Consider the following 12,037-nt stretch of genomic DNA (forward strand, 5'->3'; position numbering starts at 1 on the left):
GCCACAGCGTCCTGCAGGCGTAGGATGCAGCGGCCTCACTCCGCCACGCGCTGGCCGCCCTTGATCACGTCCCGCACCCGCGTCAACACGCTCACGTCCTGTAGCGGATCGCCATCGACCGCGATCAGGTCGGCGTAGCGCCCCTGAACGATGGCACCGACATCGGCAGTGCGCCCCAGTGCCTCGGCAGCGTCCACCGTTGCGGCGCGAATCGCCTCCAGCGGGGTCATGCCCCACTCCACCATCTTGGCGAATTGACGTGCGTTGTCGCCGTTGGGATACACCCCGCCATCGCTGCCGAATATCAGCTTGACGCCGGCCGCGTGCGCGGCGCGAAAGGTCTCGCGTTGCTTGCGGCCGACCTGCCGTTCCTTCTCCAGCGACTCGGCGAACAGGCCGTGCTTCTCGCCTTCGGCCAGGATGTAGTCGTCGTTGTAGATGTCCATCGAAAACCAGGTGCCATGCGCCTTGGCCAGTTTGAACGACTCGGCATCGGCCAGGCTGGCGTGTTCGATGGTGTCGGCACCGGCGCGGATGGCATCGTTGATGCCGGAGGTGCCATGCGCATGCACGGCGACCTTCAGGCCCAGCCGGTGCGCCTCGTCCACCAGCGCGCGCATCTCTTCCAGGCTGTATTGCTGCCCGCCCACGCTGTCGGTCTTGGACAACACGCCGCCGGTGCCGCAGAACTTGATCACTTCCGCGCCGTATTTGCGCAGCGTGCGCACCGCGGCGCGGATCGCGTCCGGCCCGTCGGCAACGCCGGGGCCGGTGACGGTGACCGACGGCGGGAATTCGGTGGCGTCGCAGTGCCCACCGGTCGCGCCGATGCCGTAGGTGGCCGGCACGATGCGCGGGCCGGGCACGGTGCCGCGCTCGATCGCCTGCTTGAGCGCGACATCGTCATAGTGGAGCGAGCCGACATTGCGCACGTTGGTGAAGCCGGCACGCAGTGTTTTTGCCGCATTGGCCACGCCGACCACGGTCCAGAAATTGTCGGTGAATTCCAGGCCCTTGTAGCCACCCAGGGTGGGATCCACGGTGAGATGCACATGCATGTCGATCAAGCCCGGCAACAGCGTGCGCGTGCCCAGATCGATCCGCTGCGCCTGCGCCGGCAGCCGATCGCCTTGCCGACCGACCCGGGTGATGCGGCCGGCGACCACTTCGATCTGCGGCGACTCCACATAGCGGCCGGCCTGCACGTCCAGCAGGCGCGCGGCGGTGATCACGGTGGTCTGCGCGTACGCAGCCCACGACGCGCACAGGCAGCCGGCAGCGGCGAGCAACGCCGGCAAACGCATCTTCGACATACGGGTCGTCCCTGAGGTGCGAACGGCGTGTCCGCGCACCGATGGTGCAAGCGCGCTGCAGGCTGTGCAAGCGCCTGATCATGGATATCGGACGACGGCACCGCAATGCACTGCGGCCACCGCCCTGTCGTGTGTGGCCGATGCGACGTCGCCACGCGCCGGACTGCCCCTGCCGGATGCCGAGCGGAATCGGCTTGCCGTGGACCGCCCTGTCGACGCATGCGATCGAGCGCAGCCGCCAGGGCACGGGGCACTGCGCACCACGCGGGAGTACCGGGACACATCCGCGCGCATGTGTAAGCACCGCATGCACCCGGGCGTCGCAGACGGCGCGAACCGCACGGCAATGCCCATGGCCTGGGCACCGACGCGCACCCAGACCCATAACGACGACACCCCGCGCAAGGCGGGGCGTCGTTGGCAGCGCCGCGTGTGCGGTGCTTACTTCTTCTTCGGGATGTACAGGTCGGTGATGGTGCCGTCGTAGACCTCGGCCGCCATGCCGACCGACTCGCTCAGGGTCGGATGGGCGTGGATGGTGTGGCCGATGTCTTCGGCTTCGGCGCCCATCTCGATGGCCAGGCCGATCTCGGCCAGCAGGTCACCGGCATGCACGCCGACGATGGCGCCACCGATGATGCGGTGGGTCTCTTCGTCGAAGATCAGCTTGGTGAAGCCTTCGGTGCGACCGATGCCGATCGCGCGGCCGCTGGCGGCCCACGGGAACTTGGCCACGCCGACCTTCAGGCCCTTGGCCTTGGCTTCGGTTTCGGTGACGCCGACCCAGGCGATTTCCGGGTTGGTGTACGCCACCGACGGAATCACCCGTGCCACCCATTCCTTCTTCTCGCCGGCCGCCACTTCGGCGGCCAGCTTGCCTTCATGGGTGGCCTTGTGCGCCAGCATCGGGTTACCGACGATGTCGCCGATGGCGAAGATGTGCGGCACGTTGGTGCGCATCTGCCGGTCGACCGGAATGAAGCCACGCTCGGTGACGGTGACGCCGGCCTTGTCCGCGCCGATCTTCTTGCCGTTGGGCGAACGGCCCACCGCAACCAGCACGCGATCATAGGTGGTCGCAGCCAACGCCGGCTTCTCGCCCTCGGCGGCCGCTTCGAAGCCAACGGTGATGCCCGTCTTGTCGGCCTTGACGTCGGTGGCCTTGGTCTTGAGATGGACCTCCACGCCCTGCTTCTTCAAGCGATCAGCCAGCGGCTTGACCAGGTCCTTGTCGGCGCCCGGCATCAGCTGGTCCATGAACTCGACCACGGTGACCTTGCTGCCCAGCGCGCTGTACACCGTGGCCATTTCCAGGCCGATGATGCCGCCGCCGACCACCAGCAGGGTCTTGGGGATGTCGTGCAGTTCCAGCGCGTCGGTGGAGTCCATCACGCGCTTGTCGTCCCACGGGAAGTTGGGCAACTTCACCGCCTGCGAGCCGGCCGCGATGATGCAGTGCTCGAAGCGCAGCAACTGGGTCTTGCCGTCGGCGCCGACGATCTCCAGCTCATTGGGCGAAACGAACGTTGCCACGCCGGTGACGGTGCGCACCTTGCGCTGCTTGGCCATGCTGGCCAGCCCGCCGGTGAGCTTGCCGACCACTTTTTCCTTGTACTCGCGCAGCTTGTCCAGGGTGATCTTGGGCCGGCCAAAGTCCACGCCGAAGTCGCCGGCATGGGCCACTTCATCGATCACCGCAGCGGCATGCAGCAGCGCCTTGGACGGAATGCAGCCGACGTTGAGGCAGACACCGCCCAGGCTGGCATAGCGCTCGATCAGCACCGTGTCCAGGCCCAGGTCGGCGGCGCGGAAGGCAGCGGTGTAGCCGCCGGGGCCGGCGCCGAGCACCACCATCTTGCATTCGATATCGGCAGTCTTGCCGCTGGCCAGCGCCGGCTTGGGCGCAGCCGGCTCGGCCGGGGCGCGGTGCGACGGCGTCACCGGCGGCTTGCTGCCGGGTGCGGCGGCCGCGGGGGCCGCAGCGGCCTTGGTCTCGGCCTTCGCAGGCGCAGGCGCGGCGGCCTCGCCTTCGGTTTCCAGCAGCAGCACCACCGCCCCTTCGGACAGGGTATCGCCAATCTTGACCTTGAGTTCCTTGACCACGCCGGCAGCCGATGACGGCACTTCGAGCGTGGCCTTGTCCGACTCCAGCGTCACCAAGCCCTGGTCCTTGGCCACGCTGTCGCCCACGGCGACCAGCACTTCGATGACGGGGACATCGCTGTAATCGCCGATATCGGGAACCTTGATTTCAATGACCGCCATTTGCTTCTCCTGTAGCTCAACCGGCCGTGCCGGCAAGCGTCTGCTGGAGTTCATCCAGCGACGATTCGATTTGGGTCCAGCGCTTGTCGCGCTTGTTTTCCTTGCCTTCGCTGGCTTCGATCAGCAGCGCGGCCTGCTGCAGCAGCAGCTCGCCGGCGCCGCAGCTCGGGCGGGCGCCGCTGTAGCGCACGCCGTCGACCTGGAACGACAGCACTTCGCCTTCGGTCACCGGCGCGGTGCGGCCATTGGGGGCCAGCTGGGTCAAGGCAGTGGTCCAGTTGCTGACCAGGCGCTTGGCCAGCGCGGCCGGGATCGGGATCTCGACCGTTTCCGGCGTTTGCTCGGTGCGGAGCTGCACGGCGCCGCGACCAGCCTCGCTGACCCAGTTGTAGACGCGCTCGTCGGCACGGCTATGCCGCAGGGTCCAGTCGGCACCGTCTTTGCCCGGCACCAGCGAGACGCCGCTTTCCACGCCGCGCACAGGCAACGTCAACAGCGCCAGCGCCGGTTTGCTGCCGCCATCGAGCAAGGTGGTGACGGCGGTGCCGTAATTGCCCACCGCCGGCGGCCAGCCGCGTCCCAGGGTGCTGTCGCACTCGCGTGCGACCGCACCGGTCCACGGCAGCATGCCGAGCACGGCGAGCGTCAGCAGCGCGCGCCTCACAGCAGGACGCGACGCATGTCGGCCAGCACCTGGCTGAGGTAGGTGGTGAAGCGGGCCGCCAGCGCGCCATCGATGACGCGGTGGTCGTAGCTCAGCGACAACGGCAGCATCAGCTTCGGCGCGAACTCCTTGCCGTTCCACACCGGCTGCATCGCCGACTTGGACACGCCCAGGATCGCCACTTCCGGCGCATTGATGATCGGGGTGAACGCGGTGCCGCCGATGCCGCCCAGCGAGCTGATCGAGAAGCAGCCGCCGCTCATGTCGGCCGGGCCCAGCTTGCCGTCGCGCGCCTTCTTGGCCAGCTCGCCGCTTTCCTGGGCGATCTGCAGCACGCCCTTCTTGTCGACGTCGCGGATCACCGGCACCACCAGGCCGTTGGGCGTATCGGCCGCAAACCCGATGTGGAAGTACTTCTTCAGGGTGAGGTTTTCACCGGCCGCATCCAGCGAGGCGTTGAACTCGGGGAACTTCTTCAGCGCCGCGGCGCTGGCCTTGACCAGGAAGGCGAGCATGGTGAGCTTGATGCCGGCCTTCTCGTTCTCCTTGTTCAGCGCCACGCGCAGCGCTTCCAGGTCGGTGATGTCGGCCGATTCGAACTGGGTGACGTGCGGAATCATGGCCCAGTTGCGCGCCAGGTTGGCGCCGGAAATCTTCTTGATGCGCGACAGCGGCTGGGTTTCGGTCTCGCCGAACTTGCTGAAGTCCACCTTCGGCCAGGCCAGCAGGTTCAGGCCGTTGCCACCACCGGCCGGCGCCGCGCCGGCTGCGGCAGGTGCGCCACCGCTGAGTGCGGCCTTGACGAAGCGCTGCACGTCTTCACGGGTGATGCGGCCGCCCTTTTCGCTGCCCTTGAGCTGGTTCAGGTCCACGCCCAGCTCGCGCGCGAACACGCGCACCACCGGGCTGGCGTAGGGCACCTTGGACGGCAGCACGCTGTCGGCATCGAAGGTCACCGGCGGGCTGCTCGGGTTGCCCGCGGACGGCTGGCCGCCCTGCGCTGCCTGTGTGCCGGCGCCGGAACGGCCGCCCTGCACCTGCGCGATCTCGCGCTGGGCCAGCTTGTCCGGCTCGGCCGGCACGGCGACCGGCTCGACCTTGCCGGCGGTTTCGGCAGTGTCAGTGGTGGGCTTGGCGGGCGACTGCGCCGCACCGGCGCCGCCGTCGCTGGCGGCGATGATCGCCACCACGTTGCCCTGCGAGAGGGTGTCGCCGACCTTGACCTTGAGTTCCTTGACGATGCCAGCGGCCGAGGACGGCACTTCCATCGTGGCCTTCTCCGATTCCAGCGTGACCAGGCTCTGGTCCTTGGCGACGGTATCGCCCACGGCCACCAGCACTTCGATCACCGGGATGTCGGTGTAATCGCCGATATCGGGCACGCGCGCCTCGACCAGGCCCCCGTCGGATGCGGCGGGCTTGGCGGCGGCCGGTTCGGCCTTGGCGGCCGGCGCCGGGGCGGCAGCAGGCGCGGCCTTGGCCGGTGCAGCGGCAGGCGCCGGCCTGGCGGCAGTGTCAGCGCCTGCATCGGCCACTTCGATCAGCGCCACCAGCGCGCCCTGCGACAGCGAATCGCCGACCTTGACCTTGATCTCCTTGACCACGCCAGCCACCGACGACGGCACTTCCATCGTGGCCTTGTCCGATTCCAGCGTGACCAGGCTCTGGTCCTTGCTGACCGTATCGCCGACCGACACCAGCACCTCGATTACCGGGACGTCGCTGTAGTCACCGATATCGGGGACAAGTGCTTCCTTGATTTCGGCCATACGGGGAACTCCGGCAACAGATGGGGAAACCCCTATTGTGGCCGGCTGCGGGCCGCAGCGCCAACCATTGCCGATGAAAAGATCGCGTACCGGGCGGAATGCAGTGTCTGCGTACGCGGTTGCAGGATCACTTCGACGCGCGTCGATCCACCTGCAACAGCTGCAATGGCGCGCCCGATGGCAAACGATACGCCAGCGCATTGTCCAACGCATCCAGCGCCTCGACCTGGGTACACAGCTGCTGCGCGCGCGGCCGCAATGTGCGTGCCTGCGGCTCGACCAGGCGCTCGATGCGCTGTTCCAGGCCATCGAGCGAGCGCAGCCGCTGTGCGTTTCCGGTCAGCGCCGACTGCACTGCGCCGGCAACCACATCGCCGATCAGCTGCGGCAATAGCTCGGCGACCAGTTCACCGATATCGTCATCGATGTCGATGGGACTCAGCTGGCTCTTGCGGAAGCTCTGCTGCAAACGCAGGTCGATCTTCTCGCGCACACCGGTCAGCTGCATACGCGTGGCCTCCGGATCACGGCTGAAGCCGGCAGCCACCTCGCCCAGTGCGGTGATCGCGATATCGGCAGCCTCGCGCCCGACCTGCTGCGCCAACGGCACCACCTCGCGGGTCTGGCGTTCGAAACGGATCAGGCGATCACGATCGTCGGCGCTCAGCGCCACCCAGGCATCGTCGACGAACAAGGCGCCCTGGCGCAGCACCAGCCGCTGCGGCGTTCCTGTGCTGCGGATGAAAATGACGCTGCGCGCAGACAGGGTGAGGTCGTAGTCGCTGCTGACATTGCAGTGCAACGCGTCGGCCAGTGCTGCCGGCATCGCACCGGCCATGCCCAGCAACACGGCCATTGCTGCCGCCAGCGTCTGCCTGATCGTCATGTCGCCACTCCCTTGGATGCTGGGTGCAGCATGTGCGTAGGCACCGCACACCACCATATGCCGGAGGCTGGCATGACTTCTGGCGGCCGGAAGCATGGCTGGGCACGTGGCAAACACGCGGGCTGCAAACCCTGTCTGGCAATGATGAACACGCCTGCGGGCGGCATCAGCCCTGCACGGCATCGCGCAATGGCTGCCACGCCGCGCACAGGCGTGGCAGCGACCAGGCGGCATTGGCCGGGCTGGTGGACGGCAAGGCCAGCACCGGCACCGCGGGTGCGTCGGCCGACAGCAGCGGTTGCACATGCCGGCGCCAGGCCTGCATCGCCGCGGCGCCATTGCAGGCCACCAGGCGCAGCTGCGGCAACGTGGCCAGCAAGGCGGGCAATGGATTGACCACGATGCTGTCGGCGACGATGGCCGAATCCAGGCTGCCGTGTCGTTCGCACTGGCCGATCACGTCCCACACGCCGACACCGTGCACATTCAATTCCTGCAGGCGCACCGCATAGCTTGCCGCGGTATCAATGCCCAGCAGGGCATGCATCAAGGGCCAGAAGCGATTGCGTGGATGCGCGTAGTACTGGCCTGCCTGCAACGAGGCGACGCCCGGCATCGAACCCAGCACCAGGACACGGCAATCGCGGCGAATGTGCGCTGGCAGCCCTTCGCATGCGTCGTTTTTCATCACGGCAACCGCATTTGCGTGAATGTCTTTCGAGCCTGCATCGCGCAACCACGGCCTTCTTCGGGAACTTCCTGAACAAACGAAATTTTAGCGGACCGCAGGTGGGCGTGGATTCAGATTTTCGGGAATAGTTTTGGCGCGGCCCACTCCACGGGCCCAACAACAAGACGAGGAGACCCTCATGCGTTCCATTTCCATCCTGAGCCTGGCTGCTGTATCCGCACTTGCGATTGCACCGTCCGCGTTCGCGCAGGACACCACCTATACCGGTGATACCTCCTCGACTTCTTCCAGCACGATGTCCAGCAGCGACGATACGGCGTCGGGCAAGCATTGGGCCGTGGTCGGCGGCGTGGCGCTGCTGAACCCCAAGAACGATCCGGCTCCGGGCCTGGACGTCGATGGCGGCCCGGCACCGACGCTGAGCGCCAGCTACTACATCAATGACAACTGGGCCATTGAACTGTGGGGCGCAGCCGACAAGTTCAACCACCGCGTCAACGCCGATGGCGTAGGCAAGGTCGGTACCGTCGAGCAGCAGCCGATCGCCATCAGCGGCCAGTACCACTTCGGCCAGGCCGATAACGTGTTCCGTCCGTTCGTGGGCGTGGGTTACTACGAATCGAACTTCAGCAACGAGAAGATCGACGCGGCCTCGCCGAACGGCCAGCACGTGGGCCTGGACACCGCCAAGGGCGTGATCGGTACCGTTGGCGTGGACATGAACATCAACTCCACCTGGTTCGCACGCGCCGACGCCCGCTACATGCGTTCGCGTCCGGAACTGCGCGTTGGCGGCCAGGGCACCGGCAGCGAGCTGGAACTGGATCCGTGGACCGTCGGCTTCGGTATCGGCGCCCGCTTCTAAGCGATTGCCATTCGTTCAACTGACGCGTGATGAAAGAACGGGCCGCAAGGCCCGTTTTTTTGTGCGGCAGGCGCGCTGACGACCTGATGTTGCAGGCGCTGTTGCCTGCCTGCGCTGCGGTTCGATGGCTGGATGACTCGGTGACTCACCGCCAGTAGACGCTGCCGCGCAGACGCGCGCTGCGCCAGCGCCACCACAGCATGGTGGCATAGGCGAGCGCATAGCCGAGCAGTACGCCGGCTGCGCCCAACAGGCTGGCGTGACTGAGCCACCCTTCCGTGGGCCAGGCAGCACCCTGCCAGGTGCTGCGCCAGCCCTGCACCATGCCGGCGATCACCCGCACCACCACCAGCACCGTCAGTGCCAGCACCAGCCATAGGTTGGGGCGGTAGAACAGGCCCTGCGCGGTGCGCTCGAAGCGGGTCAGACGCACAGCGACGACTCCCAGCACCAGCCCGCAAGCCCAGCCGAAGGCGGCATGGCTGATCGCACCTGGCCAGAACGCCGCCGCAATCAGGGTGAAGACGACAAACAACACGCTGGACACCACCGCCGACGCCAGGTTGATCATCAGCAACCAGCCACGCGCCTGGCGCCGCGCGGTGCCGACCCGAAAGCGCTGCAGCAACGACAACGGGAACAGCACCGCGAACACCGCCAGGGCAATGATCACGGCCAGCGGAATGGCAAGCAGCAGGGGCATCGAAGGCACGGCCTGGACAAAGGAGCCGACCACGCTACTACGCCTGCGTCACATGCGCGTGTTCGCATGCCAGCCGATGTGTGGCTGCGCCCGCATGCGGGCAGGCGCAGGCGTGGTGCGTGTTGCTCAGAACGCCGGCAGCACCGCGCCCTTGTACTTCTGCTCGATAAAGGCCTTCACTTCCGGGCCGGTCAATGCCTTGGCCAGCTTCTGCACGCGCGCATCGTCCTTGTTGTCCGCACGGGCCACCAGGAAGTTCACGTACGGCGAGTCCTTGCTTTCGATCGCCAGCGCATCGCGGGTGGGACTGAGCCCGGCATCGAGCGCGTAGTTGGTGTTGATCAGGGCCAGGTCGACCTGATCCAGCACGCGCGGCAGCATTGCCGAGTCGAGCTCGCGGAATTTCAGCTGCTTGGGGTTGTCGACGATGTCGCGCTGGGTGGACAGCGCATTGCCGGGATCCTTGAGCTTGATCACCCCGGCCTTGTCGAGCAGGATCAGCGCGCGGCTGTTGTTGCTCGGATCATTGGGAATGACCACATCGGCGCCCGTGGGCAGGTCGGCCAGCGCCTTGAACCGGCGCGAGTACGCACCGAATGGCTCGATATGCACGCCGACCACCGTCACCAGCTGGCTCTTGCGGTCGCGGTTGTAGGCGTCCAGGTAGGGCTCGGTCTGGAAATAATTGACGTCGATCTGTTTCTGCACGACCTGGTCGTTGGGCTGCACGTAATCGTTGAACACGCGCACATCGAGCTTGACGCCCTGCTTGGCCAGCAGCGGTTCGACCACTTCCAGGATCTCGGCATGCGGCACCGCCGTGGCCGCGACAGTGAGGGTGTCGCCACCACTGCCGCCAGCGCTGCCACCGCAGGACGCCAGCGCCAGCGTGGCGGCAGCCAGAAGGGAACGAAACGCAAAAGTGCTCATGTGGGGATCCGTGGGAGGAGGAGTGCGGCCAGGCCGCAGACGTCAAACCTAGCAGACCGCAGCGACGGCGGCGATGCAACGCGCCGTGGCAGCCCACGGCGCACGGCGTCATGCAGACAGGCGTGCGGGATGCCCCACCGCGGCCAGCACGGCCGGTGCCAGGGTGCACGACCAGCGTCCGCCGGCCCGCCCCTGCCCTGCGCCGGCTCAGCGCCGGCTCAGCGCCGGCTGTAGTGCGCCACCAGCCAGTCGCCCAGCATCTGCAGCAGCTGCACAAGCACCAGCAGGGCGATCACGGTGATCAGCGCGACATCGGCATGCGAGCGCATGTAACCCTCGCGGTAGGCCACATCGCCCAGCCCGCCGGAGCCGATCGCCCCGCCCATGGCGGTGAAGCCGATCAGCGCGATGGTGGTGACGGTGGCGCCGGCGATCAGGCCGGGGCGCGCTTCGGGCAGCAGCACCCGCAGCACCAGCTGGCGGGTGGTGGCGCCCATCGCCTGGCTGGCTTCGATGATGCCGCGATCGACTTCGCGCAGCGCGGTTTCCACCAGCCGCGCATAGAACGGCGCCGCGCCCACCACCAGCGGCAGGATCGCGCCGCGCACGCCCAGCGAGGTGCCCATCAGCATCAGCGTGAGCGGAATCATCGCGATCATCAGGATGATGAAGGGCACCGAGCGCAGCAGGTTGATCACCAGCGCCAGCGCGCCGTACAGCACCGGGCGGCGGCGCAGCTGCGGCGCGCCGCACAGGAACAGCGCCACGCCCAGCGGCAGGCCGATCAGCAGGGTCAGCGGCAGCGCGCCGGCCAGCATCAGCAAGGTATCCAGGGTGGCCTGGCCGATGTCGCCCCATTTGGCGGCATCGAGGTTGCGGAAGAAACCGCCGGCGGCGGCAGACACCATCGGAATCATGCGCGCAGATCCTCCACATGCACGCCGGCGGCGACGAAGCCGGCGCGTGCAGCGTTCTGGTCGCCGCCGGTCAGCGCGACGATCAGCTGGCCGTACGGGGTGTCCTTGATGCGGTCCACGCGCCCGGACAGGATGTTGTAGTCCACCCCGGTCTCGCGAGCGATGCGGCCCAGCACCGGCTCGTAGGTGCCGTTGCCCAGGAAGGTCAGCCGCACGATGCGCCCCCCGACGGCGGCGAAATCGCGGTGCAGCTCGGCTTCGTCCACATGCTCGGCTTCGGAGACGAAGCGCCGCGTGGTGGCGTGCTTGGGATGCAGGAAGACCTCGGTGACCGGGCCGGTTTCCACCAGCTTGCCGGCGTCCAGCACCGCCACGCGGTCGCAGACACGGCGGATCACGTCCATCTCGTGGGTGATCAGCACGATGGTCAGGCCCAGCTCGCGGTTGATCTGCGCCAGCAGCTGCAGCACCGAGGCGGTGGTCTGCGGATCCAGCGCGCTGGTGGCCTCGTCGCACAGCAGGATCTGTGGCCGGGTGGCCAGCGCGCGCGCAATGCCTACGCGCTGCTTCTGCCCACCGGACAGTTGCGCCGGATACTTGTTGGCGTGCTCCTGCAACCCGACCCGGGCCAGCAGTTCGGCCACGCGCACATCGATCTCGGCGCGCGGCGTACCGGCCAGTTCCAGCGGGAAGGCGACATTGCCGGCCACGGTGCGCGAGGACAGCAGGTTGAAGTGCTGGAAGATCATGCCGATGCGCCGGCGCAGGGCGCGCAGGCCCTGGCTGTCCAGCGCGGTCACATCTTCCTCGCCGATCAGCAGGCGCCCGCCACTGGGCTCTTCGAGCCGGTTGATCAGCCGGATCAGGGTGGACTTGCCGGCGCCGGAATGGCCGATGATGCCGAACACCTCGCCGGGGCCGATCCGCAGATCGAGCGGATGCAGCGCCACGATCTGACGACCGTCAACGGAGTAGGACTTGTGCAGGCGCTGAAACTGGATCACCGCGCGTGGCCGGTTGGGGGGTCGTGAAGC

11 protein-coding genes are annotated in these 12,037 nt (G+C 67.3%); 1 reads left to right on the forward strand and 10 read right to left on the reverse strand.

The genetic code is table 11. The features are described from left to right. Positions 1–35 precede the first annotated feature (35 nt). The 6 genes from HG421_RS15365 to HG421_RS15390 form a co-directional block, all read right to left on the reverse strand. Complete coding sequence (locus tag HG421_RS15365; protein ID WP_211161734.1) at positions 36–1,313, reverse strand: metal-dependent hydrolase family protein; 1,278 nt, start codon at positions 1,311–1,313, stop codon at positions 36–38. Between the two features lie 441 nt (positions 1,314–1,754). Beyond that, positions 1,755–3,578, reverse strand: a complete 1,824-nt coding sequence (gene lpdA, locus HG421_RS15370) for a dihydrolipoyl dehydrogenase (RefSeq protein ID WP_169707119.1) — start codon at positions 3,576–3,578, stop codon at positions 1,755–1,757. 16 nt (positions 3,579–3,594) lie between these two features. After that, complete coding sequence (locus HG421_RS15375; RefSeq protein ID WP_169707120.1) at positions 3,595–4,242, reverse strand: hypothetical protein; 648 nt, start codon at positions 4,240–4,242, stop codon at positions 3,595–3,597. Next, entirely contained in the window at positions 4,239–6,011 is a 1,773-nt protein-coding gene (locus tag HG421_RS15380) for a dihydrolipoyllysine-residue acetyltransferase (RefSeq protein ID WP_169707121.1), read from the reverse strand. Before HG421_RS15380 ends, HG421_RS15375 begins: the two co-directional genes overlap by 4 nt. Before the next feature lie 127 nt (positions 6,012–6,138). Beyond that, positions 6,139–6,897 (reverse strand): DUF2884 family protein, encoded by a 759-nt coding sequence (locus tag HG421_RS15385; protein ID WP_169707122.1) that lies wholly within the window; start codon positions 6,895–6,897, stop codon positions 6,139–6,141. Positions 6,898–7,063: 166 nt separating this feature from the next. Then, the gene (locus HG421_RS15390) at positions 7,064–7,585 is read right to left on the reverse strand and encodes a DNA-deoxyinosine glycosylase (RefSeq protein WP_169707123.1); all 522 of its coding nucleotides are present in this window, start codon (positions 7,583–7,585) and stop codon (positions 7,064–7,066) included. A gap of 181 nt (positions 7,586–7,766) precedes the next feature. On the opposite strand from HG421_RS15390, the gene HG421_RS15395 reads away from it, so the two are divergent. Beyond that, positions 7,767–8,453, forward strand: coding sequence for an OmpW/AlkL family protein (locus HG421_RS15395; RefSeq protein ID WP_169707124.1), 687 nt, complete (start codon positions 7,767–7,769; stop codon positions 8,451–8,453). A gap of 145 nt (positions 8,454–8,598) precedes the next feature. Here the strand turns inward: HG421_RS15395 and HG421_RS15400 are convergent, their stop codons facing one another. The 4 genes from HG421_RS15400 to HG421_RS15415 form a co-directional block, all read right to left on the reverse strand. Continuing rightward, positions 8,599–9,156 (reverse strand): DUF1453 domain-containing protein, encoded by a 558-nt coding sequence (locus tag HG421_RS15400; protein ID WP_169707125.1) that lies wholly within the window; start codon positions 9,154–9,156, stop codon positions 8,599–8,601. 126 nt (positions 9,157–9,282) lie between these two features. Beyond that, on the reverse strand, positions 9,283–10,086 hold the full coding sequence (locus tag HG421_RS15405; RefSeq protein ID WP_169707126.1) for a MetQ/NlpA family ABC transporter substrate-binding protein: 804 nt from the start codon (positions 10,084–10,086) through the stop codon (positions 9,283–9,285). Positions 10,087–10,304: 218 nt separating this feature from the next. After that, a complete protein-coding gene (locus tag HG421_RS15410; RefSeq protein WP_169707127.1) occupies positions 10,305–11,003 on the reverse strand; it encodes a methionine ABC transporter permease in 699 nt (232 codons plus the stop codon). Then, the gene (locus HG421_RS15415) at positions 11,000–12,007 is read right to left on the reverse strand and encodes a methionine ABC transporter ATP-binding protein (RefSeq protein WP_169707128.1); all 1,008 of its coding nucleotides are present in this window, start codon (positions 12,005–12,007) and stop codon (positions 11,000–11,002) included. Before HG421_RS15415 ends, HG421_RS15410 begins: the two co-directional genes overlap by 4 nt. Between the last annotated feature and the right edge of the window lie 30 nt (positions 12,008–12,037).

It is taken from the genome of Xanthomonas campestris pv. badrii, from assembly GCF_012848175.1.
Classification (GTDB): domain Bacteria; phylum Pseudomonadota; class Gammaproteobacteria; order Xanthomonadales; family Xanthomonadaceae; genus Xanthomonas; species Xanthomonas campestris_C.

Coding starts and splice junctions, on each gene's coding strand:
- HG421_RS15365 (WP_211161734.1), bottom strand. CDS start 1,313: ATGTCGAAGATGCGTTTGCCGGCGTTGCTCGCCGCTGCCGGCTGCCTG.
- lpdA (WP_169707119.1), bottom strand. CDS start 3,578: ATGGCGGTCATTGAAATCAAGGTTCCCGATATCGGCGATTACAGCGAT.
- HG421_RS15380 (WP_169707121.1), bottom strand. CDS start 6,011: ATGGCCGAAATCAAGGAAGCACTTGTCCCCGATATCGGTGACTACAGC.
- HG421_RS15385 (WP_169707122.1), bottom strand. CDS start 6,897: ATGACGATCAGGCAGACGCTGGCGGCAGCAATGGCCGTGTTGCTGGGC.
- HG421_RS15390 (WP_169707123.1), bottom strand. CDS start 7,585: ATGAAAAACGACGCATGCGAAGGGCTGCCAGCGCACATTCGCCGCGAT.
- HG421_RS15395 (WP_169707124.1), top strand. CDS start 7,767: ATGCGTTCCATTTCCATCCTGAGCCTGGCTGCTGTATCCGCACTTGCG.
- HG421_RS15400 (WP_169707125.1), bottom strand. CDS start 9,156: ATGCCCCTGCTGCTTGCCATTCCGCTGGCCGTGATCATTGCCCTGGCG.
- HG421_RS15405 (WP_169707126.1), bottom strand. CDS start 10,086: ATGAGCACTTTTGCGTTTCGTTCCCTTCTGGCTGCCGCCACGCTGGCG.
- HG421_RS15410 (WP_169707127.1), bottom strand. CDS start 11,003: ATGATTCCGATGGTGTCTGCCGCCGCCGGCGGTTTCTTCCGCAACCTC.